This is a genomic window from Roseobacter ponti, from assembly GCF_012932215.1.
GTDB classification, from domain to species: Bacteria; Pseudomonadota; Alphaproteobacteria; order Rhodobacterales; family Rhodobacteraceae; genus Roseobacter; species Roseobacter ponti.
In genome coordinates this window covers 2,654,723-2,680,674 of record NZ_CP048788.1, presented here as the reverse complement: position 1 = coordinate 2,680,674, position 25,952 = coordinate 2,654,723, and the positions used below count along the sequence as shown (strand labels likewise).

The window sequence follows — 25,952 nt, the reverse complement described above, 5'->3', positions numbered from 1 at the left end:
CCCCGTCCGCGTTCATTCCGGGCGCAGCACGACGGCTGCCTCGTTATGCCACTTCAGCCAGACCGGGCTGCCTTCGGTTACTGAAAACGAGCCGCCGATACCGTTCTGCGCAGAGACTGCAACCGGCGCTTCAACTCCCTCAAGCTCGACATAGTAATGACTGCGCTCGCCCAGATAGGCTGCGTTTCTGACAACCCCGCGCGCGTGTCCGCTTTCGCCCGCCGGGGCCTCTGCGGCCAGCTCAAACCGTTCGGGACGCAGCGCGACATGTACTGTGTCGCCATCGGTAAAGGCGCGCTTGGGTCCGGGGATATGCAGCGACCCGAGGCCTGCGGCGTCCACTGTCATCCCCGTCGCATCCGACCCCGTCACACGCCCGTCAAAGAAATTCATGGTGCCGATGAACGACGCGACCTCCCGGCTGACCGGGCGTTCATAGAGCCCGGTGGGTGTATCAAGCTGCAACACCTCTCCGCGCGACATTACCGCGATCCGGTCCGACAGGGTCAGCGCTTCTTCCTGATCGTGGGTCACGAAAACAAAGGTAATGCCGACCGTGCGTTGCAGCTCTCTGAGCTCAAGCTGCATCTGTTCGCGCAGCTGCTTGTCGAGCGCGCCCAGCGGTTCATCCAGCAACAGGACTTTGGGCCGCAGGATCAGCGCACGTGCAAGGGCGACGCGCTGGCGCTGACCGCCGGACAGTTCGGTGGCTTTGCGGTTTCCGTATCCGGGCAGTTTGATCAGGTCGAGCATCTCATCGACCATTGTGTTCACCTTCGCCTTTGACAGCTTTTGCCTGCGCAGCCCGTAGGCGATATTGTCAAGAACGTTCAGATGCGGAAAAATCGCATAGTTCTGAAAGACCATGTTGACCGGGCGCAGGTGCGGTGGCACGTCCGTCATCGGCTGACCATCGATCAGGATCTCGCCCGAAGAGGGGTTCTCAAAACCCGCGAGCATGCGCAGCAGCGTGGTCTTGCCGCAGCCCGACGAGCCGAGCAGCGAAAAGAACTCTCCGTGCCCGATATCGATTGAGACGTTGTTGATCGCCTGAAAACTGCCGAAGTATTTATCCACATTGCGGATCGAAATGAACGCGTCCTGCGGGGTCATGCGCCGCTCCTTTTTGCCGAGCCGGAAAGCGCACCGCGGTTGATCCACTGACCGGCGAAGACCAGCACGAAAGAGACGAAGATAATGATCGATGACAGCGCCAGAATGGACGGGAACTGCTGTGGAAAGCGCAACTGCCCCCAGATGTACATCGGCAGTGTGGGCTCAGTTCCGCTGAGGAAAAACGCCAGAATGAATTCATCAAATGAAACCGTAAAGGTGAGCATCAGACTGGCCACCACACCGGGCCCCACCATCGGCAGCGTCACGCGCCAGAAGGTCCAGAATGCATTTTCCCCCAGATCGGCGGAGGCCTCTTCGATAGAGGCGTCAAAGCCTTCAAACCGGGGGATCAGCACGGCGATGGAGAAGGGCAGGCAGACGATCATATGGCCGATCGCCACGGTATAGAGTGAGAGCGCAATGCCAAGCTGGCTCAGCAGCACCAGCAGCGCCACGCCGAAGATGATCAGCGGCACCACCAGCGGCAGCATGATGAAGGTGACCATCGGCCCTTTGCCCGGCATCCGGTAGCGGGTGATGGCCTTGGCCGCGAAAACCCCCAGCGTGGTTGAAAAAACGGCTACCACCACGCCGACACGCACAGAGTTCCACAGCGCATTCCAGACCGCGTCGCGCTGAAAAAGCTCTCCGTACCATTGCAGGGTGAACCCCTCGAGCGGGAAGCGCACATAAAGCGAGTCGTTGAAGCTGAAAAGCGGCAGGAACATCACCGGGACGTAAAGCAGGATCAGAAACACCACCGCATAGATCTGCAGGGGACGGTTAGGCCGGCGGATATAGCTTTCGCCACTCATGAAACGCGCTTTCTGACGAAGAGGGTTAGCAGGATGAAGACAAGGCTGATGGTCGCAATGCACAGCATCAGAATAATCGAAAGCGCCGCCCCCATCGGCCAGTTGTTGATCGGGCCGAACTGTTTCTGGATGAGGTTGCCGATCATCGCGCCGTCGGGTCCGCCCAGAAGTGCCGGTGTGATGTAGTCGCCGGTGGTGGGGATAAAGATCAGCAGACTGGCAGAGATCACGCCTGGCAGCGACAGGGGCAGGGTGATGCGGAAAAACCGCCGCACCGGACCGTCACCCAGATCAGTGGCCGCCTCCAGCAGGGATTTGTCGATCTTCTCCAGCGAGACATACAGCGGCAGAATGGCAAAGGCAGCCCAGGCATGGGCAAGCGTGATGATCACCGCCTGCTGGCTGTAGAGCAGAAATTCCAGCGGGGCCTCGATCAGGCCCATATTCATCAGCGCCGAATTAATCACCCCCTCATAGCCGAGCACGACCTTCCAGGCGAAAACGCGCAGCAGATAGCTTGTCCAGAAGGGCAGCGTCATCAGCACGATCCAGAGCATCTTGTGACGGTGCACGTGAAACGCGACATAATAGGCCATCGGATAGCACAGGAGCACAGTAAAGACTGTCACCATACCGGAAATGAAAAGCGACCGGTTGAGCAGCGCGGTATAGATCGGCCGCTCAAAAAACTTCTGATAGTTCGCGGTCGTAAAGTTTGTATCAAAGCCGAACCCGGACGCTGTCCAGAAACTCATCACCAGCAGAATGCCGAACGGCACAAGGATGACCACGCCGAGAAAGATCAGCGAGGGCGCAAGAAGGGCATAGCCTCTTGACGCCTCAGAGCGCTGCATCAGGCGACCGAAACGCCCCGCCGTGGCCGGTGTGGCGACCGGTGCGCTGCGCGTCTGAAGGGTCTGATCACTCATCGGGTCCGACCTGTTCAAAAGAAGTGGTGAATACCCGCGGGGCATCGCTGACGCGGGAGTGGACAGGCGACGCCGGAGGGGCCCCGGCGTCGCATCGGTCGTCAGAAGCCTGCTTTGATTTCCTCAAAGACAGTGTTCATTTTCGTCTCCCACTCCTGGGTCTGCGGAACCTGGAAGTGCCCTGCGCCGAGGATATCAGCCGGCGTGTCACTCAGGCCAAGACCTGCTAGCGTTTCCGCATCGAACTGTTCAAACGATTTGTTGTTGGAATGTCCGTATCCGTAGTCATTGATCATGAATTTTCCGGAGTCCACACTGAGCAGGCTGTCGATGACCTCATAAGCCTTGTCGATGTTCGGCGCGTCTTTGTGGATCATGAGGCCGCAAACCCATGTCAGCGCGCCTTCTTTGGGGCTCGCGAACTTCACCGGCACGCCTTCGGCTTTGAGCACGGTCGCGGAGCTGTTCCAGGTCATCGCGGCAACCATCTCGCCGGAGGCCAGGGCCTGCTCAAGGGTGGTGGTGTCATCGGTATAGGTGCGCAGCAGCGGGCGCTGCTCGCGCATCACCGCGGCGATTTTCTCAAAGGCTTCATCGGTGTGGATCTGATCCATCGGCACGCCGGCTTTGATCGCACCGCACCACCAGGCGTCGCCGCCGGAAGCAAGCGAACCAAGCCGTCCGGAATACCGCTCATCCCAGAGCATGTCCCAGCTTTCCTCGCCCTCGACCTCAAAGAGATCCGTGCGGTAGGTGATCGACGTCTGACCCCAGTCAAAAGGTGCCAGCCAAACGTTGCCCGCGTCGGCGTCATTGCCGGGCAGGGAGACCAGTTCCGGCATCACATCTCCCCAGTTCGTCAGCCGTGAGGTATCGATGGGCTGAAAGAGACCCGACTGCACCCAGCGGGGCAGGCCGGAGTTGCAGGGATGTGAGACATCGACGACAAACCCGCCGCGCATTTTTGTAAGCGCCTCTTCTGATCCGCCAAAGATCGAGAAGTTCGGCAGTTCACCGTTTTTCTCTTTGTAGGGCACGAAAAGCTCCGGAATGTCATATCCACCCCACGTGAAAAACGTCGCCTGATCGCCGGCGGCGGCCATGGCTTTGCGCGTCGCCAGCGGCGCGGCTGTGATGCCGACGCCTGCGGCCAGAAGATTGCGTGTAAAGGTACGGCGGCTTATCTCTCCCGCGCGCATCGATCCCAGCTGGTCCTTGATATCCATGGTTCTGAACTCCCGTGTTGTCGGGTCGTGTGAACGACCGCAGTGATTGTTTTGTCCCTGCAGAACTTCTGGTGAGCCGCAGGCCGTCCGGTTTGGTTAGGCCCGGTGAAAGACCTGATACTGTCGCACCCTGTCCTGCCGGAACCACCCGCTCCGTTTCACTGAATATTCATTCAATCAAACAGGTGTTGCGGACCATTCGTCAAGAGAAATGAGTTTCAGCAAAGAGACCGGTGCGGCTGAGCGCACATTTCTTTTGCACCCCCGCTTAATAGCGGGCAGGTGGCACAAGAGTCTGTTGTAAACAGCTGATAAGCGACTGACAGGGCTTGATTTTATGGAGTACACGGGGCACCATTCGTTCCTGCCTGAACCGATCAGAGCCGGGTCGGGGCGGCAGGGTTCGCGCCTGATTTCAAACGTTTTACTGATGATCGCATTATGATCCGCTGCCGGCCCGATGCCGCTGCAGCGGGAATTCAGTTGCACCGGACACGAATCACGGGCGTCCCCCAGGAAAACATGGACGGCACGGACAGGGTGAATGCATGACCCGGGTCCCCGCGGAACGTCGCATCTGAAGCCGTTTTGACAGCCATCCCGGGGAGGTTACCCTGCCGTTAACTCGCGCCGAAGATCGCTGCCACCGCCCGGGAGCAGGGAGCACCCGCTGGCTGCGCAGGGCATCATTATCACCCAGGAACGGGTCGCGCTGACGAAGGGGGCAGGTTATCTTACAGGAACGAGCTTTATGAACCGGTACTGCAGCTCTCAGCGCCAATCGCCGCTCCCGAGGCGAACAGGCCGTCGATCTTCGTGCTGTCATACCCCATTTCGCTCAGAATGGCCCTGGTATGCTGGCCCAGAAGCGGTGCCGCGCGGGTAATTTTTGCCGGCGTCTCACTGAACTTGACCGGATGACCGATCGTTTCGATTGTGCCGGCAGCGGGATGATCCACTTCAACAAGCATGTCTCTGGCCCGGGCCTGCGGATCGTTGTGCATCTGAAGAATGTCATTCACCGGTCCGGCAGGCAGGCGGGCGGCATCCATCCTGGCCAGCCAGTTTTCCGTGCTGTCGTGCATGAGATACCCGTTGAGAATTTCAACGAGCGCGGGCAGGTTCTGAATGCGGGCCTGGTTTGACTCAAAACGCGGATCATCATCCAGTTCCGGCGCAGAGATGACATCGAGAAACCGCAGCCAGTTGCTCTGATTTGCAGCACCCACATTGATCCAGCCGTCACTTGTCCTGAACGACTGATACGGGGCGTTCAGCGGATGTGCCGATCCCAGAGGTTCGGGTTTTTCGCCCGTGGCAAGGGCAATGGCGGATTGCCAGTAAGTCTGAACGATGGCAGCTTCAAAGAGCGAGGTATCGACCTTCTGACCGAGGCCTGTTCTGAGCATGTTCGAATAGGCCGCGGAGATGCCCATTGCGGCAAGAATGCCCGCATTGATATCGGAGATCGGTGCCGCGACCTTTACCGGGGGGCGCCCCGGCCCCTCACCGGTCACAGACATCAGACCCGACATGCCCTGTGCTATCAGATCGAACCCGCCGCGTTCGGCATAGGGCCCGGTGCGCCCGAAACCGGAGATTTCGCAATAGATGAGCCTGGGGTTTGCCCGGGCCAGGTCTTCATACCCGAGGCCGAGCCTGGCCATTGTGCCTTTGCGGTAGTTTTCGATCACCACATCGGCTTCGGCCAGCAGTTCGCGCAGCACGTCAACCGCAGCTTCATCCTTGAGATTGAGTGCGATGCCCCGCTTGTTGCGGTTCATCATCATATAGGCCGCCGACTCCCCGTTGATATCGGGCGGCACAAAGCGTCGGCTGTCGTCGCCGTCGGGCTTTTCCACTTTGATGACATCGGCACCCATATCTGCCAGCATCAGCCCGCAGACCGGACCGGCCATGATGTGAGCAAGCTCAATCACGCGCATGCCTTTCAGGGGGCCGCCGGGCGCGGTCATCTGCCTGACCAGTCAGGTTTGGTTTTTGACAGAAAGGCTTCCATCCCGGTTCTGAAATCATCGCTCATGTAGCACGAGATGATCAGATCATCGTCGTCCACTCTGGTGGCGGCTCGGTTGCGCCGCAGTGCTTCTTTTGTGGCTCTGAGCGTAAGCGGGGCCATTGATCCCACGTGCCGGGCAAGTTCGGTGGCGCGGGTCATCAGACTGTCTTCGTCTTTCAGAACTTCACTCACAAGACCGATGCGCAGTGCTTCTTCTGCGTCGAGGAGCCGCGCGGTAAAGATCATCTCACGAACCCGGCCTGCGCCCATGAGTTCAGTGAGCCGGGCCAGGTTACCTGCCGCAAGGCAGTTGCCGAGGGTCCGCGCAATCGGAAACCCGAATTTCAGGCGCTCCGAAGTGATCCGGATATCGCAGGCCGCAGCAATCGACGCCCCCCCGCCCGTGCAGGCGCCATGGATGGCCGCGATGGTCGGCACCGGACACCGTTCCACAGCTTCAAGCACGGCATCAATGCGGCCTTCGTACTTGAGCGCGTCCTGATCGGTGCTGAATGCTCTGAACTGGGTCATGTCCGTGCCGGCCGCAAAGGCCTTTCCACCCGCTCCGGAAATCACCACTGCACGAACCGATCCGTCGGTCGCCATACCGGCACAGAGGGTGGCAAGCCGCTCGTACATGGCGAAGGTCAGCGCATTCCGGGCTTCCGGGCGGTTAAATTCCAGCCTAAGGATCCCGTCGCGCAGTTCTTCCCTCAGGTCGGGTGTCTGCTCCGTCATCGGTAAAAATACTCCACAAGGAACATCGGCACTGCAGGCACATATGTGCAGAGCATCAGCACGGCCAGCAACACGCCGACAAACCAGATATTGACCTTGGACACTTCCCAGATGTTCGCCCGCGCCACAGAACAGGCGGTGATCAGGACTGAGGCCACAGGGGGCGTCTGCTGTCCGATGGCGAGGTTGAGCGTAACCACAAGGCCGAAGTGAACCGGGTCAATGCCTGCCGCAGTGATCAGCGGGATTACAATCGGAATGACCAGGATAATGGCCGCCGCGGAGTGCAGAAAGAAGCCCACGATCAGAAAGAAGAAATTCAGGATCAGCAGAATCGCCCATTGCTGTGTGGTGATCGAGAGGATGCCTTCGGCGAGCTGCTGCGGGATCTGCGCACGGGTCAGAAAGCCGCCCATCAGAACCGATGCGGCAACGAGGAGCATCACAACTGCCGTCTGGATCCCGCCATCCAGCATCGCGCGGCGCAGGTGGCCGAAATCGAGGTTTTTGTACCAGGCGGAAACCACAAGAGAGGCCAGCACCGCGAGGCCCGCAGCCTCAGTGGCCGTGACATAGCCGCCAAAGATGCCGCCGAGAATAATCACCGGCAGCGTGAAGGCGGGCAGGGCCTCGACAAATGTCTGGCGCAGGCGCTTCATGTTGAAAGCATCCTCGGTCGGGAAGTTATACCGTTTGGCGAAAAGATAGGCGACAGTCATCAGCCCCGCGGCCCCCAGGAGACCTGGCACGATCCCTGCGACGAAAAGCTGCTCCACGGAGGTGTTGGCGGAGGCAGCATATAGGATCATCGGGATCGAAGGCGGAATAATGATCGCGAGCGAAGCTGAGGACGAGGTTACGGCGGCGGAAAATTCCTTGCTGTAACCGCGCTTTTTCATCTGAGGGATCAGGATCGAGCCCATTGCCGCCACATCCGCCACAGCGGAGCCTGAGATTTCAGCAAAAAAGAGCGACACACCGATGTTCACCATCGCGAGCCCGCCCCGGATGAATCCGATGATGGCCGAGACGAAGTTGATCAGCTTGTCGGTGATCCCGCCCGCATTCATAATTGCGCCGGCCAGCACGAACATCGGAATGGCGATGAGCGAGAATTTGGTCGAACCGTCATACATGTCCAGCGCAATGGTCACGAGGCTGTCCGCGCCTTCGGTGACCAGCAGGCCGATAACGCCGCACATGGCGAGCGCCACGGCAATGGGAACGTTGATGCAGATCATCAACATAAGGGCAGCGAAAATAGCAGCGACCAGCATCAGACCCTGTCCTTGTTTTTTTCGAGTTCTGTTTCGACTTCTTCTTCGATTTCCGCGTGCTCAAGCGAAATGCCCGCTGCGGTCAGCCGCAGATAGGCCGGCAGGCTCAGCAACTGGCACGCCATGAAGAGAATGGCCCCGATCGGGATCACCGATTGCGTGAACTGAATAGGCACCCAGGTCAGCGAGATCAGCGTGTCCCCGGCCAGCACGTCGAGCACCTGAAGTCCGGCCCGGGCCATCAGAAAGAAGAAGGTCAGCACAATCAGTTCGCCCGCCAGAACGGCCAGGATCCGGTACCTGTCCGGAATGGCGAGCAGGACCGTGTCAAAGCCGATGTGGCGCCGGTGCAGTGCCGCAAGCGCCGAGCCGTAATATGTGATCCACGCAAGCATGATCGCGGCGACTTCATCGTACCAGGAAAAACTCTGGCCCATCAGGCGCGCGATGACGGCCATCGTCACCGTGAGTGTCAGCAGGACCATCAGGCTGATTGTGATCCACTCCAGTACCGTACTGATAATCCGGTTGATACGCGACAGCGTCGGGTAGGCGGAATTTTCCATGAAAGTGCAGACCTGCTCGGGACAACGCTCCGGCCCGCGCGAGCCGCGACGTATCCGGTTTCAGTGGTTGTCAGGTGGACGTCACGAGAGGGGCGGCCAGGATGCCGACCGCCCCCTGAAAGTGCGGATCAGCCGGACTGGCCAAGGCCGAGCACGGTGTCGATCATTTCCTGACCGCCTTCAACTTCGTCAGCGAACTGCTCATAGATCGGCTTGGACGCTTCGATGAACGCAGCTTTGTCGGCAGTGTTTACTTCCACACCGGCGTCCTCGATCACCTTCAGCAGGCTCGTCTCCAGCTCTGCTGCTTTTTCATAGGTAAAGTCCTGGGTCTTGCTGCCACAGTCTGCCAGTGCAGCTTTGACGTTATCGGCAAGACCGTCATACTTCTTTTTGGACATCAGCACATAGGCGGGCGTGTAAACGTGGCCGGTCACCGAGAGGTACTTCTGCACTTCCTGGAACTTGGCGGAAGCAATCTGAGCGTAGGGGTTTTCCTGGCCGTCGATCACACCGGTCTGCAGCGCTGTGAAAACGTCCGAGAAGGCCATCGGTGTCGGGTTGGCACCGTACTGCTGGAACATTTTCAGACGCCAGACGCCGTTGGGCGTCCGCAGTTTGATCCCTTCAAGGTCCGCCGGCACGTTGATCGGGCGGACGTTGTTGGTGATGTTGCGAAAGCCGTTTTCTGCAAGCCCTACAATATGATAGCCGGCGTCATTGGCCGCAGACTGGAACTTGTCCATCATCGCATCCTGAACCCGGCGCATGTGGTCGCGGTCAGATATAATGTACGGCATCTCAAAGATGCCGAAGGTGTCATCGACCGACGACATAACCGAGGACGGCAGTGAGAAATCAACCTGTCCCAGCTTCAGTTTCTGCAGAAGCTCTTTGTCTTTGCCCAGCTGCGACGAGCCGAAAGTCTGCACTTCGACCTCGCCGTCAAGCGCTGCGTTGGTGCATTCCGCAAAGTTGTTGACGGTCGCTTCAAAGAGCGAGCCGGGTGCGCCGACATGGCCGAATTTCATGGTTTCAGCCGCAGACACCGACGTTGCCATGCCGCAGATCGCGGTCGCCGCGAAAAGTTTTACAAGATGTTTCAAAGTTTTCTCCTCCCAGAGTATTTGTTTTACTTAAGATGCCGTTTTTGCACGGCTTATCTGCTTTCAGGCCAGCATCGCCATCGCCGCCTGTACGCCGCCCTCCCGGTGCGGGACATTCGCCTTTTTCAGGCCCATCTCCACACCCGCGAGAGTTCCGATGAGCATCAGATCGTTGAAGTCACCCAGATGCCCGATGCGGAATACTTTGTCCGCGACTTTTGACAGACCGTTTCCTAAAGATATGTCAAAATTCTCCAGTGTCGATGCCCGGAACGCATCCGCGCTGTGGCCTTCGGGCATAACGACAGCGGTCAGAACGCCGCTCTCCTGACCCTGCGCCGCGCAGAGCACATCGAGCCCCCAGGTCCTGACCGCTTTGCGCGCGGCAGCACCGTGACGGGCATGGCGGGCGAACACATTCTCCAGACCCTCTTCATGCAGCATATCGATCGCCTCATTGAGGCCATAGAGAAGGTTCGTACCGGGCGTGTAAGGGAAATAGCCGGTCCTGTTCGGGCCGACCATTTCCGCCCAGTCCCAGTAAGAGCGCTGCAGCCCTGCCGTCCTGTTGGCGACCATGGCCTTTTCGCTCACCGCGTTGAACGACAGCCCCGGTGGCAGCATCAGACCCTTTTGCGAGCCGGACACGGTGACATCAACCCCCCAGGCGTCGTGCTGATACTCAAGCGAGGCCAGACCGGAGATTGTATCGACCATAAAAAGTGCCGGATGGCCGGCATTGTCAATGGCCTGACGGACGGCGGCCACCGGTGATACTGAGCCCGTAGATGTTTCATTATGCACCACACAGACAGCTTTGATTTCATGCGCGGTGTCCTCTGCCAGACGGGCTTCGATCTGATCGGGGTCTGCACCGCCGCGCCAGTCGCCTTCGATGAATTCCGCCTTAAGGCCAAGTTTCTCAGCAAGCTTTTTCCACAGGGTTGCAAAATGCCCTGTTTCAAACATCAGCACCCGGTCGCCCGGAGAGAGCGAATTGACCAGAGCAGCCTCCCACGCCCCCGTGCCCGAGGAGGGATAGATAAAGACATGGCTTTGGGTGTTGAAAATGCCCTTCATGCCTTCCAGCGCCCTCAGGCCCACTTTTGCAAACTCGGGGCCGCGATGGTCGATTGTCTGACGCGAAATCGCGCTAAGTATTCTGTCAGGCACCGAGCTGGGGCCCGGTATCTGCAGAAAGTGGCGTCCGGCTTTTCTCATGTCAGGTTTTTTTCCTCCCGGATTTCTGGTGCATGGCCGGTCTCAGCCGGCGGGCTGGCCAGAAAATTATTGATACAACGTAATTTTGAATTCATAATTATGTCAACAGAAAATCGAACGCGCGGTTGAAGCTGCACTGGAGCCTGAATGCCTAACCTTATGGAAAGTCTTGAAAAGCGCGTTGAGGGAGATCTGCTGTTTGACGACTTCTCGCGTGGGCGCTACGCCACGGATGCGTCGCTTTATCAGATGATGCCGCTGGGTGTGCTCTCGCCAAAATCAGAAGATGACATCCGCGCGGCACTGGATATCGCATCTGAACAGGGTGTGCCGGTTCTTGCACGTGGCGGAGGCACGTCGCAGTGCGGCCAGACTGTCAATACAGGCCTCGTGCTCGACAACACTCAGTATTTCAATGACATCCTCGAACTCGATGTCGAAAATCAACGCTGCATAGTGCGTCCGGGCATCGTGCTCGATGAACTTAACCGCGTGCTGAAGCCACATGGCCTGTGGTTTCCGGTCGATGTTTCCACCGCGTCGCGGGCGACGATCGGCGGCATGGCCGGCAACAACTCCTGCGGCGGTAAATCCCTGCGGTATGGCATGACGCGCGACAATGTACTGTCCATCGACGCCCTGATGGCGGATGGCAGCAAACACAGATTTGGCCCCACAGGCGGCGATCACGAGCCGGATTACACTGACCTCTGCGAAGACCTGCTGCGCCTTGGTGCCCGGGAGGCACATGAGATCGATGCCCGCTTCCCCAGGGTGATGCGGCGGGTAGGCGGCTACAACATCGACGCTTTGGTGCCGATGAACACACCGAACAACCTTGCACATCTGCTCGTCGGCTCTGAGGGAACGCTCGCCTATTCCACAGCCATTGAACTGAAACTGTCGCCTCTGATCCCGGAAAAGGTCCTCGGGGTGTGTCATTTTCCAACCTTCTATCAGGCGATGGATGCAGCCCAGCATCTGGTGACGCTCAGGCCGCAGGGCGTTGAACTGATCGATTCCACGATGATCGCTCTGGGTCGGGACATTCCGCTCTTTCGTCAGACAATTTCGGATTTCGTCACCGGCACGCCGGAAGCGCTGCTGCTGGTGGAATTTGCCGAGGAAGACCCTGGCCAGAACCTGCCAAAGCTCAGAGAGCTTGAGGACATGATGGGCGATCTGGGGTTCTCCTGGACCGGCAGCGGCAAATCCTGGGGTGGCGTGACGCCCGTGGCGGAACCCGGATTGCAGAACGCCATCGCTGAGTTCCGCAAATCCGGACTGAACATCATGATGTCGATGAAGGCAGAGGGCAAACCGGTGTCTTTTGTCGAAGATTGCGCGGTCGAACTGCCCGATCTGGCAGAGTACACGGCAGAACTGACGGATGTCTTTGACAAACACGGCACCAGGGGGACCTGGTATGCCCATGCTTCTGTCGGATGTCTGCATGTGCGGCCCGTGCTGAACCTAAAGCTGGATCAGGACGTCGGCAAAATGCGCGCGATCGCCGAAGAATGCTTTGATCTGGTCGCAAAGTACAAAGGGTCTCATTCAGGAGAGCACGGCGACGGGCTTGTGCGCTCTGAATTCCACGAAAAGATGTTTGGCGCACGCATGGTGGAAAATTTCGGCGAGGTGAAAAAGCGCTTTGACCCCGAGGGGCTGTTTAACCCCGGAAAAATCGTTGACCCGCCAAAGATGGATGACCGGACGCTCTTCCGCTATGGCCCGGAATACACCGTGCCGGGTTTTGAAACCGCACTCGACTGGTCCGAATGGCCGGGTAGTGCGGGTGGCTTTCAGGGTGCCGTCGAGATGTGCAACAACAACGGCGCCTGCCGGAAGCTGAAAGGCGGCGTTATGTGCCCGTCGTTCCGTGTCACGCGGAAGGAACAGGATCTGACGCGCGGTCGGGCGAACACTTTGCGGCTCGCCATATCGGGCCAGCTCGGGCCGGACGCGCTGGCCTCTGACGAGATGGCTGAGACGATGAAGCTTTGTGTATCCTGCAAGGGCTGCAAGCGGGAATGTCCGACGGGTGTCGATATGGCACGCATGAAGATCGAGGTGCTCGCGGCCCGTGCGGCAAAGAATGGGATCAGCCTGCATGACCGGCTGGTGGCCTGGCTGCCGCGCTATGCGCCCTGGGCCTCACGGCTGTCGTTTCTGGTGAACCTGCGCAATTCTGTGCCGGGCCTCGCGAAACTGCTGGAAAAGCCCACAGGTTTCACCGCGTCCCGGGATCTGCCTCTATGGAGTTCGAGGCCTTTTAAGGACAGCGAAGTGGCCGCGCCGGACGATCCGCAGGCGGTTCTTTTTGCCGATAGTTTCAACCGGTATTTTGAGCCAGAAAACCTGCGCTCCACTGTAAAGGTGCTTGACGCGGCCCGTGTTCCCTTTGTCGTGGCGCGGGCCCCGAAGGGCGAACGCCCTTTGTGTTGCGGCCGCACCTTTCTGTCGGCAGGCCTCGTAGAGGAGGCCCGCACGGAGGCGCAGAGGCTGGTGGATGCGCTGATGCCTTATGTTGAAAAGGGCCTGCCCGTAATAGGGCTCGAACCCAGCTGTCTGCTGACCCTGAGAGATGAAATTCCGGGGCTCCTGCCGGGCAGAGATGCTGAACTTCTGGCGGAAAAAGCGCGTATGCTGGAGGAGTATATCGCCGATCAGGAGGATAATCCGGACTTTGATCTGCCCCTGAAATCGCCGGCGCAAAAGGTACTCCTGCACGGTCATTGCCACCAGAAGGCTCTGGGCGTGATGAGCAGCATTGAAAAGACGCTGGCGCGGCTGCCGGATACGGAAGTGGGGATCGTCGAGACAAGTTGCTGTGGCATGGCGGGTGCATTCGGCTATGGTGTGGAAACGCATGAAATCTCGCGCAGAATGGCCGAAGCGGATCTTGCGCCCGCTGTGCGCGCGGCAGACAGGGAAACTCTGATCGTCGCAGACGGGACATCATGCCGCCACCAGGTGGCCGACACAGCAGGCCGGCAACCGATCCATGTGGCGCGACTGCTGGAAATGGCCCTGACGCCAAAGAGCGAGACTGATCATGTTTGAGAACGCAGCCCCCCGGGCCATCGCCCGCAAATCGTTGCACCAGGAACTGGTGGACCGGCTGCAGCAGATGCTGATCAGCGGCGATCTGTCGCCCGGCACCAAGGTGCCGGAGAAAAACCTGTGCGTGCAGTTCGGCGTGTCGCGGACGCCCATGCGTGAAGCGCTCAAGGTGCTGGCCTCCGAGGGTCTGATCCGGCTGGAACCCAACCGGGGGGCCTGGGTCACGCAAGTGACCGTCAGCGAGGTTAACGAAGTTTTTCCCGTGCTTGGCGCGCTTGAAGCCCTGTCAGGAGAGCTTGCCTGTGAGCATATCACCGACGCCGGGATCGACGCGGTCCGGTCGCTTCATAACGAGATGGTCGAAAAGTATAACGCACGTGATCTTGACGGCTATTTTGCGATCAACCAGAGGATTCATCGCGCCATCCTGCTGGCTGCAGGCAACGATACGCTGACCACATCCTGTCAGGCGCTGTCGCTGCGCATGCAGCGCGCGCGCTATCTCGCCAATATGTCCGAAGAACGCTGGCGCATGGCTATCGCTGAGCATGAAAAGATCCTGCAGTTTCTCAGTGAGAGAAACGGTCCGGAACTCGGACGGACTCTCGCCGGACATATGGAGACAAAACGCGCCTCCATCGTAAAGTGGTTGCAAAGCGCCTGACACGGACCGCAGGTGCCTCGTACCGGGCATGCGCCGGTGGACTATGCGTCACTCTTCCGGATGGCAACGGTCACTTGATCGAAGCTTCATGAAAGACCATGCTCGGGGTATGGCTTTTGACATAGACGCATGGCTGAGCGGACTGGGGCTTGCACAATACGCAGAGCCGTTTGCGCAGCATGATGTGGATGAAAGAGTGCTGCCACTGCTCACCGGCGACGATCTGCAGGAACTGGGCGTGAGCTTTGGCCACAGAAAGATCCTGCTGGCGGCGATCGCGGCCTTGCAGGGCGATAATAGTGACGGCCCTCGGGAAAACCCGCGGGCAGGGCAGGGAACGCAACCTGACAGGTCGCACACCGAGGGCCCGACCGACAGGGCCCTCCCGCCAAAGCCTGATGCGGGTGCTCTGGCCGAGCGCCGCCATCTTACCGTTCTCTTTGCCGATCTCGTCAGTTCGACAAAACTGACCAATCGTCTTGACCCCGAAGACATGCGCCTTTTGCTTCAGCGCTATCAGGATGGTGTCGCGGGAGCTGTCAGTCGCTACGGAGGATACGTGGCGAAGTATCTCGGGGACGGGTTGCTGGTGTTTTTCGGATGGCCAAGTGCCTATGAGGATCACGCCGTGCGCGCGGTCAAGGCCGGGCTGGATGCGGTGCAGCGCGTCAGCGCGATGACAACACCTGACGGAGAACCTCTCGCGGTGCGTCTGGGCATTGCAAGCGGTGAAGTGGTGGTCGGCGATACCATAGGAGAAAATACCTATGAAGAGGGGGCGATGACCGGCCCCATCGTCAATCTGGCCGCACGGATACAGGAGCATGCACCGCCCAATTCGATCGTATTGCCGGCTGAAGAAACCGAAGCCACGCTGCACAGGATTTTTGAATTTTCAGCGCTGGGTCCGGTCGACCTGAAAGGTTTCGACGCGCCGCGCACGCTGTTACAGGTGGTTGCAGAGCGCAGCGCGGAAAGCCGGTTTCGCGCGGTACACCGTGAGGATGCCGGTACCGTGCTGGTTGGCCGGAATTCCGAGAAAGGCATCCTTGAGCAGGCCTGGCAACGGGCTGGCCGTGGCAAGGGCGAAGTTGTGCTGCTTGCAGGTGAAGCCGGCATTGGCAAATCCCGCCTGACCGAAGAATTTCTGGCCGGCGCGACAATCGCCGGTAAGGCGGATGTTATCCGGCTGAACTGCTCGCCCTATCTGACCAGCAGCCCGTTTCACCCGGTCGCGGAGCGGATATCTCAGGACGCAGGGGTCGAACCGGGGTTTGATGATGATCGCGTTCTGGAACAGGTGCGCGCGATGCTGACGGTACGCCCCGGGATCGATCTGGCCCAGGTCCTTCCGGTATTCGCCGCTCTTGTCGCGCCGCGCAGCGCGGTTGCGCAGCAGATCATCGGAATGACCCCGCAGGAGCAGCGTGACATAACCATCCGGACACTGATTGATACGGTCAAAGCACGCTCAGGTGTCTGTCCGGTGATCCTGTTTGTCGAAGACGCGCACTGGATCGACCCGTCAACACATGCTCTTATTGACCGCTTCACGGCCATCTGTGCGGACCTGCCGCTGATGATCCTGATCACGCACCGGCCCGGCTGGGTCCTGAACCGGGATGATGGCGATGCCCACGTGCAGACCCTGCAACTGCGCCGGTTTGATTCAGAGCATGTCGCCGACCTGGTCCGCAACATTTCCGGACGTGAGCCGGACGAGGATCTCGTGCGGACCATCATTGAAAAGACCGATGGCGTTCCGCTCTTTGTTGAGGAACTGACCCGGGCGATTGTGGCGTCGGGTGAACAGGGTAAACTGCATGTCCCTTCCTCTCTGAAGGGCACGCTGATGGCCCGGCTCGATGCGGTTTCACCGGATGCCAAACAGGTCGCACTCACCGGATCAGTGATCGGTCGCGAATTTGAACCTGATCTCCTCGGCGCGGCCATGGGCAGGAACGCAGCGGATATCCATACGCCACTCGAAGAGCTTTGCCGGTCAGGCCTGATATTTGAAAGCGGCCATAACCGCGGTCACTATGTTTTCCGGCACGCGCTGATCCGCGACACGGCGTATCAGTCCATGCTGGCCTCCACCCGCCGGGATCAGCATGCCCGGGTCGCGGCTGCCCTGACAGAACTCAGGTCTGCCGAAACGGAGCGGCGCCCTGAGCTTGTCGCCCACCACCTGACCGCTGCTGAAAACTGGGCTGCTGCTTTTAAGCGCTGGCGGTCTGCCACGGAAACGGCGCTCGCCCGGTCGGCGGGTCACGAGGCCATGGCCAATTCTGAAGAGGCGCTCAGGGCCGCGCGCGAACTGGGAGATGAAACAAGCCGGGAAGTGATCACCGGCAAGATCCTTATCGGGCGCGGGTATGACAGCGTCGGCAGGCTGCCCGAAGGCATCGCCGCTCTGAAAGAAGCATCACAGGCGGCGCAAAGCATCGGTGACGTTGAGATTGCCGCCGATGCGGCCCAACATTTTGCAGATTCCTGCATGATGGCCGGCCAGGCCCATGAGGAAGCGATCAAAGTCTGCCTGAAAGCGCTCAGGGCTCTGCCGCGCAAAGACGAGGTTCGTCGCTGTAAACTTATGAGCCAGCTCGCACGGACCTATATGTTCACCGGCCAGTTTGCGGAAAGTGCGGATTACAGCCAGCAGTGCCTTAAGCTGGCCGCGAAACTGGGGGACCTGAAATCCCAGTTCCACGTCATGATGGCGCGCTTTGCCGCGGCCGTTGTCGCCCGCCAGCAAAGCGAAGTGCGCGACTGGCGCAAGAATCTCGAGGCGATGCATAAGGTGGCCGAACAGCTTGGTACGATCGACCAGGGTCGTGAGCGGACACTGAGCCTTTTCGTCGGGGCGGAAATGGCGGACCGCCAGCTGATGGACCATTCGCTTGAACTGCTTAGTGACATTTCGACAAAAGACAATCACCGCCAGCTCTACTGGGTGCAGATACATGCCCGCGCCATGTTATCCACCCTCGAAGGAGATTTCGCGCGCGCCGAGACCTATGCCGGCGAGGCGGTGAAAATCGGGCGCCATACCCACGGCAAACATGTCGAGGGTGTCTACGGGGTCCAGATGTTCACCATCCGCCGCGAACAGGGCCGTCTGAACGAGGTTGCCCCGGTTATCAAACGCCTGATGACCGAAAGCCCGGGGGATGCCAGCTGGAAGCCCGGTTTTGGCGTTATCGCGGCTGAACTGGGATACACAGAGGCCGCCGCGCGTATCCTGAGCGAGATGGCTGAAACCGGTTTTGCTCTTAATCCGGACGCGATGTACTCGACCACTCTGTCATATCTGGCCGAGATCTGCGTCGCGGTGGCCAGTGAGAACCATGCCGCGACGATATACGAAATGCTGCTTCCCTACGAGAACCTTACAATCACTGCGGGTGCGACCACCGCCTGCACCGGCGCCGCGGCGCGCAGGCTGGGCAATCTTGCAGCTCTGGCGGGCGACTGGAACACATCAGAGCAAATGTTTGAAAAAGCGATCGAAATCGACACGCGCATGAAAGCGCCTCCCTGGATTGCTCACAGCAAAGCCGGATTCGCCGCCGCTCTGAGGCGTCGCGGGCGTGCAAAGGACGCGGCACATGCCTTGCATCTGGAAGCTGAAGCGTTGGCAATTGCACGTGATCTGGGTATGATCCCACTCAGAACGAACCTTGAAGGCAAGGCAACGTAAGGGCCGGTGCCGGCAACTCTGAGGCTGATGATGCCAAGATTTATTATTGAAAGACAGTTCGCTGAACAACTTGAAGTGGACGACGACGCAAAGCTTAAAATTAAAGAAGTGAATGACGAAGAAGGAATTGAATGGATTTTTTCCTTTCTGAGCGCGGATAAGCGCAAGACCTACTGCCTTTATGAAGCGCCCGACGAGGACAGCATCCGCAAAGCCGCCGAGCGGCTGAACATTCCGGCGGACGTCATCACACCCGTGGACCGGATTGACCCCGGCATTTTCGCCTGAGGGTCCGCACAGTTCGCGAAACCGGTTTTTTTTATGCCCCGTCACCGGGAACAGGTGAGACGCGGCTTTTTTCTGGTGCCAGTAGAGGCAATTACGCAAGAAGCCTTACCTTAAAACGGAAGGCTATTTCTTATGTTTGATCTCAATTCACTTGAGGGCGGTGCTGTAGCCGTCACGCAGGACGCACTTGACACCCTCGACGGGTCACTAAGGGGCGGGGTCCACCTGAAAGGCAGCGCAGAATACGATGACGCCCGCACGATCTGGAATGGCATGGTTGACCGCCATCCCGGTTTTGTGATCCGCGCACTGGGTGCCAGCGATGTTCAGAAAGCTGTTAATTTCGTTCGTGAAAACGGGCTGATGATGTCGGTAAGATCCGGCGGCCATCAGATCGCCGGTCACGCAGTGGCAGACGGAACCGTTTTGCTGGACCTGTCGCAGATGCGGTCGGTCTTTGTGGACAGAGCCGCGCAGACCGCCCGCGCAGAGCCTGGTGCAACCTTAGGCGACGTGGACCGGGAAACCCAGGCGCATGCGCTTGTCGTCCCGACCGGCGTTAATTCGACGACCGGCATTGCCGGTCTCACGCTGGGGGGCGGCTTTGGGTGGACGACGCGCAAATTTGGCATGACAATCGACAATCTCATATCCGCCGAAGTCGTAACCGCAGACGGATCGGTCGTGACCGCTTCAGCAGACAGTCACCCTGATCTCTTCTGGGCGATCCGCGGCGGCGGCGGCAATTTTGGCGTGGTCACCTCCTTTGAGTTCCGGCTGCATGCTCTGGGGCCGGAGGTGCTTTCCGGGCTGATCGTGCATCCGATCGAAGATGCGCCGGGCCTGCTGGCGGAGCTTACAGAAATAACTGAGGGCGCGCCGGACGAACTGACCGTGTGGAGTGTGCTGCGCAAAGCCCCGCCCTTGCCCTTTCTTCCAGAAGAGTGGCACGGCCGGGAGGTTTTGATTTTCGCGGTCTGTTATGCCGGACCGCTGGCGGAAGGCGAAACCGCCATGGCCGGGCTGCGTGCCCTCGGAAATCCGATTGCGGATGTCATTTCTCCGCATCCATTTGTGGGCTGGCAGGCGGCCTTTGATCCCTTACTGACACCCGGCGCGCGCAACTACTGGAAAAGTCACGATTTCGCCGCTCTGAGCGCCGATGCCGTCAGCGAACTTCTGCAGGGAATTGCCACCTTGCCCGATCCGGCCTGTGAAGTGTTCATCGCGCATGTGGGCGGTGCGATGGCACGTGTGAGTGCCGGTGAGACGGCCTATCCGGCGCGGTCCGCACATTATATCATGAACGTACATACGCGCTGGGATGACGCGCGCAAAGATGACCGGTGCATCGCATGGGCGCGCGACCTCTATGCCCGGATGAAACCCTATTCGACCGGCAGCGCCTATGTGAACTTCATGCCCGAGGATGAGGAGGATCACTTCGCCGGCGCCTATGGCAAAAACGGCAAAAAGCTTTCCGAAGTCAAAGGCAGGTATGATCCGGATAACCTCTTCAGGATCAACCATAATATCCTGCCGGCCTGATGGCAGGAGGGGCTTCGGTCTGACGGAGTATTTTCGGGCGCCCGCCGGGTGTCAGTCCGGGTACCGGATCATTCTTGGCCCCGGGTCACGGCGTGTGTCGCATCGCCTGGTGCACCCCGGCCATTGCTGGAGATAACGGATTCGCGTCGCCGCTCGCCCGGCTGATCGGGAACCGCCCGTCGAGGCGCGAAAAACGGATATCATTTCGGACCGGTCAGTAGCTGCTTCCGTAGGTACCCGTCTTTTACAACAACCGTTTCCGCATGGTCGGCATCGTCGCACAAGGTCAGGATCGGTCCGCCGGACAAGCTGGTATCAGCGGCCTCCTGCGCGAAAACCCTGCGCGTTTGGGAGGGCGCGATAGCAACAGAAGACATGAAGGGAATGGCCAGGACCGGCCAGCGCATGTGTTCTAAAGGCCAGTGTCTGGTCTGAAACCTCAGCCCGACGGAAGCCCCGTCTTTCGCGCGGCCTGATGCGGGTTTGCCGGATGAGATCCGCATACCTGAAGCAATGCCGCACCCGGAACGTCAGAACCCTCTGGTGCCCGCATGCTCACGGTATTCCCACAACCCGGTCCGGCGGTAATGGTGTGCGCAGGATGACCGGTGAACTTGTGTCCGATACCTTTCCGTGTGATGGCTACCGGGCAGGGGGCTCACATCAGGTCATATCTCCTCAGCGACAGGTTACGGTCACAGAAAGAACAAACTCAGCGGTCAGTATGCTGCAAACCGCGGTGCGATGTCGGGGGCTCTCCGTATCACTTCGCTCTTTTTTCGAGCGCCGTCAGAGGCGCAATCCGGGAGTTGAAAGCATGAGATTTTTACACAAAGCCATTCTGATCTGTTTTGCATGGCTCAGCGTTGCAGCGATGCCCGCCACAGCTCAGGAAACGGCATCCGCCACGCGCTTTGATGGTGTCTATGAAATCACCGTCAACCGCACCTGGCGCAATGAATACTGGCGGCACCTGGACAACCCGAACTATGTTCCGGGCAAGCTTGAACTGCTGCATTCCGCGAGGGTTGAAATCATCAACGGTGAGGTGATCTTTGCCGGTCTGACAAAGACCGTGCCGACCGCAGGCCCGGCTTTTGATAACTTCAGCGGCGCGTTGAGCGACGGCGGTGCTCTGGCCTTTTCTGCAGGTATAAACCTGCTGCGCGGTGCCGGAAAAGTGGCCCCTTATGACATGACAGTGGCGGTACAGCTCAGACCGTCTTCCCGTTATGATCAGGCATTTTCAGCAAAACCCGAAGGCTTCAGCAAAGAATGGGACGTCCTTGTCACGGTGACCAGCGTCGGAAGACCTGACAATGCTTTTAACAACGGGGCTCAGGGGGGCAACAGCTGAGCCCCGGCAATACACCCGTTGCCCGGATCATACCGGCCTGCCGTTTCCGGGGTGAGGCCTGATCTGCAGTTACAGTGCTGCGCAACACCGCTGGTTCATGCGCGCCACACGCCCTCCATCACTTCAAGGGCTGCACTGATATTGGGATCTTCGGCACGCTCTTTCAGGGCCACAAAGCTCAGGTTTGTGTCGATTTTGACAGCATCTGCCACCACCAGCCCGCGCGACTGTTTCTGATCGAGCGCGATCGATTCCTGGCAGAGGCTGAGCCCGACACCGCACTGCACCAGCGCCAGCATGCCCGGCTCCTGATCCACCAGCGCGACCTGGTTCTGAAGATGCCCGGCTCCGGCGAAAACCTTTTCAAGCAGCCGCGAATGCACAGATTTGGGCGGCGTGCCGATCCAGGGCAGCCGGGCGAGTTCTTTCCAGTCTTTCCCCATGACCATCCGGTCCCAGCCGGCAGGCGCAATCACCCGGTATCTGATCCGGGTCAGATCAACCTGCCGGAAAGCGCGACGGTTTTCGCGTAACTCGGTTTCATCCGGCAGCGCCGGATCATCAAGCGAGCCAAGAAAATATCCTACATCAATCTGATTGCGCAAAAGCCGGCTGATCACTTCGCCGCTCATACCGTGCACCAGTTCTGTGCGCAGGTCGGGAAAAGCCTCCATCAGCCCGCCGAGAAAGCCACCCAGGCGGATGAAGTCCGGGTCCACAATGGTCCCGATGCGCAGGCGACCGCGCACCGCGCCGTTCATCCGGCGCGCCGTTTGCGAAAAATCCGTGAGGGCGGCAAAGACCTTTTCCGCTTTCACCAGAAGCGACGCGCCGTCGCGCGTCAGCTCCATGCCGCGTGAGGTCCGGCTGAACAGCTTCAGGCCGGTATCCTCCGACAGACGTTTGAGCTGAAGGCTGATCGCCGGCTGTGTCAGATGCAGAACCTCGGCTGCGCGCGAGATACTGCCCTCCTGCGCCACGGTGAGGAAAGCCTGAAGGGTTCTGAGCTCGGCGGTCCGGGTCATATAAGCTGAGTTTATATCACATCGCATCATTAGTCATTGGATTTGTCCGGGTCGTTACCCTTAGGTAAGGCCCAGATTCAGCTATGGAGAACGTGATGACAATCAGCGAGATCGGCCACTATATCGGCGGCACCGGAACGTCCGGAAATCGCGACCGCGAACAGGAGGTGTTCAACCCCGCCACCGGTGCTGTCACGGGCAAAGTGGCGCTGGCCACAGCAGATGAAGTCGGCCAGGCCGTCGCCGCTGCAAAGGCCGCATTCCCGGCATGGGCTGACACTCCGCCCATTCGCCGCGCCCGCATCATGAACCGGTTTCTCAACCTGCTGAACGAGCACAAAGACGACCTGGCGCGCGCCATCACTGCAGAGCACGGCAAGGTGTTCACCGATGCACGCGGCGAAGTTGAGCGCGGCATCGACATCGTCGAGTTCGCCTGCGGTATCCCGCAGCTGCTGAAAGGTGATTTCACCGATCAGGTCTCCACCGGTATCGATAACTGGACACTGCGCCAGCCGCTCGGTGTCTGCGCTGGCGTCACACCGTTCAACTTCCCGGTCATGGTGCCGATGTGGATGTTCCCGGTTGCCATCGCTGCCGGCAATACCTTTGTGCTGAAACCTTCGCCGACCGATCCGACACCCTCGCTGATCTATGCGGACCTGATGAAAGAAGCAGGCTTCCCTGATGGTGTCTTCAACGTGGTGCAGGGTGACAAGGTTGCTGTCGATGCACTTCTTGAGCACCCGGATGTGCAGGCGGTGTCTTTCGTGGGCTCGACCCCGATTGCCAACTACATCTATGAGACCGGTGCACGTCACGGCAAACGTGTTCAGGCGCTGGGCGGGGCGAAAAACCACATGCTGGTGATGCCCGACGCGGATCTGGAAAAAGCTGTCGATGCGCTTGTGGGTGCCGCCTACGGCTCCGCAGGGGAGCGCTGCATGGCGATCTCTGTGGCCACGCTGGTAGGCGACGTGGGCGATAAAATCGTACCGATGCTGGCCGAGCGTGCGCGCAGCCTTAACATCAAAAACGGTCTTGAGATGGACGCTGAGATGGGCCCGATTGTGACCGGTGCCGCACATCAGCGGATCACAGGTTATATCGAAAAAGGCCTCACCGAAGGCGCCGATCTGGTCGTTGACGGACGCGGACACACCGTCGAAGGCCATGAGAACGGCTTCTGGATGGGAGGGTCGCTCTTCGACAACGTCACACCCGACATGACCATCTACCGCGAAGAGATCTTTGGTCCGGTTCTGTCCTGCGTGCGCGTCGCGGATTTTGCCGAAGGCGTCGATCTGATCAACGCCCATGAGTTCGGCAACGGTGTGAGCCTCTTTACACGTGATGGCAACGTTGCCCGCGAATTTGGCCGCAAGATCCAGGTGGGCATGGTCGGCATCAACGTGCCCATTCCGGTGCCGATGGCCTGGCACGGGTTCGGTGGCTGGAAAAAGAGCCTCTTCGGCGACATGCATGCCTATGGCGAAGAGGGCGTACGCTTTTACACCAAACAGAAATCCATCATGCAGCGCTGGCCCGAAAGCATCTCGAAAGGTGCCGAGTTCGCCATGCCTGTATCACGCTGACGCCGCGGGCAGGGGGATCTGATATGCCACAGGCACCGTTTGATTACATCATCGTGGGCGCCGGCACCGCCGGCTGCCTGCTGGCCAACCGCCTCAGCGCGGATCCGAAAAAGCGGGTTCTGCTGCTCGAGGCCGGCAAAAAGGACAACTACATCTGGATCCACATCCCAGTCGGGTATCTTTACTGCATCGGCAACCCGCGCACCGACTGGCTCTATCAGACCGAAGCGACGCCGGGCCTGAACGGCCGGACGCTGCGTTATCCGCGCGGCAAAACCCTTGGCGGGTGCTCGTCGATCAACGGCATGATCTATATGCGCGGCCAGGCGCGGGACTATGATAACTGGGCAAAGCTGACCGGCGAAGATGACTGGTCCTGGGACAAGGCGCTGCCCGATTTCAAAGCCCACGAGCAGCACTACAAACTCGATAGCGGCGCCGACCCCGCCACCGGCGACAACAGCCGGTTTTCCGACCTGCACGGGCATGACGGCGAACTCCGTATCGAAAAGCAGCGCCTGCGCTGGGATGTATTGGAGGCCTTTGCAGCGGCAGCCAATGAGGCAGGCATCGAAAGCACAGATGATTTCAACAGCGGCGACAATGCCGGGGTGGGATATTTCGAAGTCACGCAAAAGGGCGGCTGGCGCTGGAACGGGGCGAAAGCCTTCCTGCGCCCGGTGAAAAACCGCAGCAACCTGACCGTCTGGACCGAAAGCCAGGTCGAGCGTCTGGTGTTCGAGGCGGATGCCGACGGTGCGCCGCGCTGTGCAGGGGCCATCGTGCGCCGCGGTGGCGATGCTGTGACCGTGCGGGCCAGCGGTGAGGTCATTCTCTCTGCCGGCGCCATCGGTTCGCCGCAGATCCTGCAGCTGTCCGGCGTCGGTCCGGCACAACTGCTCAAAGAGCACGGGATCGCCGTGGTGAAAGATCTCCCGGGCGTAGGTGAGAACCTGCAGGACCACCTGCAGATCCGCGCGGTCTTCAAGGTTGAAGGCGCACAGACCCTGAACACGCTGGCCAACTCGCTGGTCGGCAAGGCAAAAATCGGTCTTGAGTATGCTTTGAAACGCTCCGGCCCGATGAGCATGTCCCCCAGTCAGCTTGGCGCCTTTACCCGTTCTGATCCCGGCCATGCACATGCCAATCTGGAATATCACGTTCAGCCGCTGAGCCTTGATGCTTTCGGTGAGGATCTGCATCCCTTTCCGGCGATGACGGCGAGTGTGTGTAACCTCAACCCCACCAGCCGCGGGCACGTGCGCATCCGGTCGAACCGCTTTGATGACGCGCCGGTCATTCAACCGAACTATCTGGACACCGATCAGGACCGACGTATCGCCGCCGACAGCCTGCGTCAGGTGCGCGAGATCATGTCGCGGCCGGCGATGCAGAAATACAAACCCGAGGAATGGAAACCCGGGGTGCAGTTTCAGTCTGACGACGAGTTGGCGAAACTTGCGGGCGACATCGCCAATACGATCTTTCATCCGACCGGCACCGCAAAAATGGGCCGCGACGATGACCAGGCCGCTGTTGTGGATGCGCGGCTGCGGGTCCGCGGCGTCAAAGGCCTGCGCGTGGTGGATGCCAGCGTCATGCCCGAGATCACCAGCGGCAACACCAACGCACCAACCCTTATGATTGCGGAAAAGGCCGCCCGCTGGATCCGCATGGCAGGCTGAGCAGCCC

Annotated in this window: 19 protein-coding genes; 8 read left to right on the top strand and 11 right to left on the bottom strand. The window is 59.4% G+C overall.

Annotated features, from left to right (window positions below):
- Positions 1-12: 12 nt before the first annotated feature.
- From G3256_RS12640 to G3256_RS12595, 10 genes are all read right to left on the bottom strand, one after another.
- Positions 13-1,113 carry an ABC transporter ATP-binding protein gene (locus tag G3256_RS12640; protein ID WP_169641163.1) on the bottom strand — a complete coding sequence of 367 codons (1,101 nt, stop codon included), beginning with the start codon at positions 1,111-1,113 and terminating at the stop codon, positions 13-15.
- Entirely contained in the window at positions 1,110-1,931 is an 822-nt protein-coding gene (locus G3256_RS12635; protein ID WP_169641162.1) for an ABC transporter permease, read from the bottom strand. Before G3256_RS12635 ends, G3256_RS12640 begins: the two co-directional genes overlap by 4 nt.
- Positions 1,928-2,860 (bottom strand): ABC transporter permease, encoded by a 933-nt coding sequence (locus G3256_RS12630; RefSeq protein ID WP_169641161.1) that lies wholly within the window; start codon positions 2,858-2,860, stop codon positions 1,928-1,930. The genes G3256_RS12635 and G3256_RS12630 overlap by 4 nt, the downstream gene beginning before the upstream one ends.
- A 101-nt stretch (positions 2,861-2,961) precedes the next feature.
- Entirely contained in the window at positions 2,962-4,086 is a 1,125-nt protein-coding gene (locus G3256_RS12625; protein WP_169641160.1) for an ABC transporter substrate-binding protein, read from the bottom strand.
- Between the two features lie 749 nt (positions 4,087-4,835).
- Complete coding sequence (locus tag G3256_RS12620; protein WP_169641159.1) at positions 4,836-6,062, bottom strand: CaiB/BaiF CoA transferase family protein; 1,227 nt, start codon at positions 6,060-6,062, stop codon at positions 4,836-4,838.
- Positions 6,059-6,844, bottom strand: a complete 786-nt coding sequence (locus G3256_RS12615) for an enoyl-CoA hydratase/isomerase family protein (protein WP_169641158.1) — start codon at positions 6,842-6,844, stop codon at positions 6,059-6,061. The genes G3256_RS12620 and G3256_RS12615 overlap by 4 nt, the downstream gene beginning before the upstream one ends.
- A complete protein-coding gene (locus tag G3256_RS12610) occupies positions 6,841-8,121 on the bottom strand; it encodes a TRAP transporter large permease (protein WP_169641157.1) in 1,281 nt (426 codons plus the stop codon). The genes G3256_RS12615 and G3256_RS12610 overlap by 4 nt, the downstream gene beginning before the upstream one ends.
- Positions 8,121-8,687 carry a TRAP transporter small permease gene (locus G3256_RS12605; protein WP_169641156.1) on the bottom strand — a complete coding sequence of 189 codons (567 nt, stop codon included), beginning with the start codon at positions 8,685-8,687 and terminating at the stop codon, positions 8,121-8,123. The genes G3256_RS12610 and G3256_RS12605 overlap by 1 nt, the downstream gene beginning before the upstream one ends.
- A 128-nt stretch (positions 8,688-8,815) precedes the next feature.
- Positions 8,816-9,793 (bottom strand): TRAP transporter substrate-binding protein, encoded by a 978-nt coding sequence (locus G3256_RS12600; protein ID WP_246227592.1) that lies wholly within the window; start codon positions 9,791-9,793, stop codon positions 8,816-8,818.
- A gap of 63 nt (positions 9,794-9,856) precedes the next feature.
- Complete coding sequence (locus G3256_RS12595; RefSeq protein WP_169641155.1) at positions 9,857-11,014, bottom strand: pyridoxal-phosphate-dependent aminotransferase family protein; 1,158 nt, start codon at positions 11,012-11,014, stop codon at positions 9,857-9,859.
- Positions 11,015-11,161: 147 nt separating this feature from the next.
- Here G3256_RS12595 and G3256_RS12590 point away from each other — a divergent pair, with 147 nt between their 5' ends.
- The 6 genes from G3256_RS12590 to G3256_RS12565 all read left to right on the top strand — a co-directional run bounded on the left by G3256_RS12590 (position 11,162) and on the right by G3256_RS12565 (position 21,640).
- Positions 11,162-14,080: an FAD-binding and (Fe-S)-binding domain-containing protein gene (locus tag G3256_RS12590; RefSeq protein WP_169641154.1), complete on the top strand. Its 2,919-nt coding sequence runs from the start codon at positions 11,162-11,164 to the stop codon at positions 14,078-14,080.
- On the top strand, positions 14,073-14,744 hold the full coding sequence (locus tag G3256_RS12585) for a GntR family transcriptional regulator (protein WP_169641153.1): 672 nt from the start codon (positions 14,073-14,075) through the stop codon (positions 14,742-14,744). Before G3256_RS12590 ends, G3256_RS12585 begins: the two co-directional genes overlap by 8 nt.
- Before the next feature lie 88 nt (positions 14,745-14,832).
- Positions 14,833-18,447 carry an adenylate/guanylate cyclase domain-containing protein gene (locus G3256_RS12580; RefSeq protein WP_169641152.1) on the top strand — a complete coding sequence of 1,205 codons (3,615 nt, stop codon included), beginning with the start codon at positions 14,833-14,835 and terminating at the stop codon, positions 18,445-18,447.
- Between the two features lie 30 nt (positions 18,448-18,477).
- Entirely contained in the window at positions 18,478-18,735 is a 258-nt protein-coding gene (locus tag G3256_RS12575) for a DUF4242 domain-containing protein (protein WP_169642433.1), read from the top strand.
- Between the two features lie 132 nt (positions 18,736-18,867).
- On the top strand, positions 18,868-20,283 hold the full coding sequence (locus G3256_RS12570) for an FAD-binding oxidoreductase (RefSeq protein ID WP_169641151.1): 1,416 nt from the start codon (positions 18,868-18,870) through the stop codon (positions 20,281-20,283).
- An 817-nt stretch (positions 20,284-21,100) separates the two neighbouring features.
- A complete protein-coding gene (locus G3256_RS12565) occupies positions 21,101-21,640 on the top strand; it encodes a hypothetical protein (RefSeq protein WP_169641150.1) in 540 nt (179 codons plus the stop codon).
- A gap of 95 nt (positions 21,641-21,735) precedes the next feature.
- On the opposite strand, the gene G3256_RS12560 is transcribed toward G3256_RS12565, so the two are convergent.
- On the bottom strand, positions 21,736-22,665 hold the full coding sequence (locus G3256_RS12560) for a LysR family transcriptional regulator (RefSeq protein WP_169641149.1): 930 nt from the start codon (positions 22,663-22,665) through the stop codon (positions 21,736-21,738).
- Between the two features lie 95 nt (positions 22,666-22,760).
- Between G3256_RS12560 and G3256_RS12555 the strand changes: the two genes are divergently transcribed.
- Positions 22,761-24,260: a CoA-acylating methylmalonate-semialdehyde dehydrogenase gene (locus G3256_RS12555; RefSeq protein WP_169641148.1), complete on the top strand. Its 1,500-nt coding sequence runs from the start codon at positions 22,761-22,763 to the stop codon at positions 24,258-24,260.
- 23 nt (positions 24,261-24,283) lie between these two features.
- Entirely contained in the window at positions 24,284-25,945 is a 1,662-nt protein-coding gene (locus G3256_RS12550; RefSeq protein ID WP_169641147.1) for a GMC family oxidoreductase, read from the top strand.
- Positions 25,946-25,952 lie beyond the last annotated feature (7 nt).

Bases quoted from the DNA above. Each gene is read 5' to 3' on its own strand.
- G3256_RS12570 (WP_169641151.1), top strand. From the start codon at position 18,868: ATGTTTGATCTCAATTCACTTGAGGGCGGTGCTGTAGCCGTCACGCAG.
- G3256_RS12615 (WP_169641158.1), bottom strand. From the start codon at position 6,844: ATGACGGAGCAGACACCCGACCTGAGGGAAGAACTGCGCGACGGGATC.
- G3256_RS12575 (WP_169642433.1), top strand. From the start codon at position 18,478: ATGCCAAGATTTATTATTGAAAGACAGTTCGCTGAACAACTTGAAGTG.
- G3256_RS12560 (WP_169641149.1), bottom strand. From the start codon at position 22,665: ATGACCCGGACCGCCGAGCTCAGAACCCTTCAGGCTTTCCTCACCGTG.
- G3256_RS12625 (WP_169641160.1), bottom strand. From the start codon at position 4,086: ATGGATATCAAGGACCAGCTGGGATCGATGCGCGCGGGAGAGATAAGC.
- G3256_RS12635 (WP_169641162.1), bottom strand. From the start codon at position 1,931: ATGAGTGGCGAAAGCTATATCCGCCGGCCTAACCGTCCCCTGCAGATC.
- G3256_RS12630 (WP_169641161.1), bottom strand. From the start codon at position 2,860: ATGAGTGATCAGACCCTTCAGACGCGCAGCGCACCGGTCGCCACACCG.
- G3256_RS12595 (WP_169641155.1), bottom strand. From the start codon at position 11,014: ATGAGAAAAGCCGGACGCCACTTTCTGCAGATACCGGGCCCCAGCTCG.
- G3256_RS12565 (WP_169641150.1), top strand. From the start codon at position 21,101: ATGAGATTTTTACACAAAGCCATTCTGATCTGTTTTGCATGGCTCAGC.
- G3256_RS12605 (WP_169641156.1), bottom strand. From the start codon at position 8,687: ATGGAAAATTCCGCCTACCCGACGCTGTCGCGTATCAACCGGATTATC.
- G3256_RS12580 (WP_169641152.1), top strand. From the start codon at position 14,833: ATGAAAGACCATGCTCGGGGTATGGCTTTTGACATAGACGCATGGCTG.
- G3256_RS12620 (WP_169641159.1), bottom strand. From the start codon at position 6,062: ATGACCGCGCCCGGCGGCCCCCTGAAAGGCATGCGCGTGATTGAGCTT.
- G3256_RS12590 (WP_169641154.1), top strand. From the start codon at position 11,162: ATGCCTAACCTTATGGAAAGTCTTGAAAAGCGCGTTGAGGGAGATCTG.
- G3256_RS12550 (WP_169641147.1), top strand. From the start codon at position 24,284: ATGCCACAGGCACCGTTTGATTACATCATCGTGGGCGCCGGCACCGCC.
- G3256_RS12555 (WP_169641148.1), top strand. From the start codon at position 22,761: ATGACAATCAGCGAGATCGGCCACTATATCGGCGGCACCGGAACGTCC.
- G3256_RS12585 (WP_169641153.1), top strand. From the start codon at position 14,073: ATGTTTGAGAACGCAGCCCCCCGGGCCATCGCCCGCAAATCGTTGCAC.
- G3256_RS12640 (WP_169641163.1), bottom strand. From the start codon at position 1,113: ATGACCCCGCAGGACGCGTTCATTTCGATCCGCAATGTGGATAAATAC.
- G3256_RS12610 (WP_169641157.1), bottom strand. From the start codon at position 8,121: ATGCTGGTCGCTGCTATTTTCGCTGCCCTTATGTTGATGATCTGCATC.